Raw genomic sequence first — 804 nt, 5'->3', positions numbered from 1 at the left:
GACGCGGCGCTGATCATGCGCGAGGAGACTTTTGGGCCGGTCGCCGCGGTGACGCCGTTCGACGACGAGGACGAGGTGATCGAGCGTGCCAATGCCACCGAATATGGCCTGGTCGCCTATGTCGTGACCGAGAACGGCGCGCGCCAGCAGCGCATGGGCCGCGCGCTCGAGTACGGCATGGTCGCCATCAACCGGGTGAAGATCACCGGCGCGCCGATCCCGTTCGGCGGCGTCAAGCAGTCCGGCATCGGCCGCGAGGGCTCGCGCCATGGGCTCGAAGCGTTCACCGATCTAAAATATCTCTGTCTGGACGTCGCATAAATCCGTCCGGCCATCCTCAAGGAGTCAAGAAATGCTCGACCAGTCCAACGAACTCAACGCCTGGGATCGCGACCACTTCTTCCATCCCTCGACGCATATGGGCACGCACGCACGCGGTGAATCGCCGACCCGTATCATGGCTGGTGGTGAAGGCGTCACCGTCTGGGACAACGATGGCAGGAAGAGCATCGATGCCTTCGCCGGCCTCTACTGCGTCAATGTCGGCTATGGCCGCCAGAAGATCGCTGATGCCATCGCCACCCAGGCGAAGAACCTCGCCTACTATCATGCCTATGTCGGCCACGGCACCGAGGCCTCGATCACGTTGGCCAAGATGATCATCGACCGCGCGCCGAAGGGCATGTCGAGGGTTTATTTCGGCCTCTCCGGCTCGGACGCCAACGAAACCAACATCAAGCTGATCTGGTATTACAACAATGTGCTGGGCCGGCCGGAGAAGAAGAAGATCATCTCGCGCTGGCG

At 61.9% G+C, this 804-nt stretch carries 2 protein-coding genes; both read left to right on the top strand.

Features of this window, described 5'->3' with window-relative positions:
• Nucleotides 1-321 (top strand): aldehyde dehydrogenase family protein (locus ACWGS8_RS35150; RefSeq protein WP_454585204.1); only part of this gene is annotated, 321 nt, incomplete at its 5' end.
• Nucleotides 322-352: 31 nt separating this feature from the next.
• Nucleotides 353-804 (top strand): aminotransferase class III-fold pyridoxal phosphate-dependent enzyme (locus ACWGS8_RS35145; protein WP_454585203.1); only part of this gene is annotated, 452 nt, incomplete at its 3' end.

It is taken from the genome of Mesorhizobium sp. 43Arga (assembly GCF_053714255.1).
Note: the sequence above shows the minus strand (reverse complement) of the source record. Positions and strands in the feature narration are given on the sequence as shown.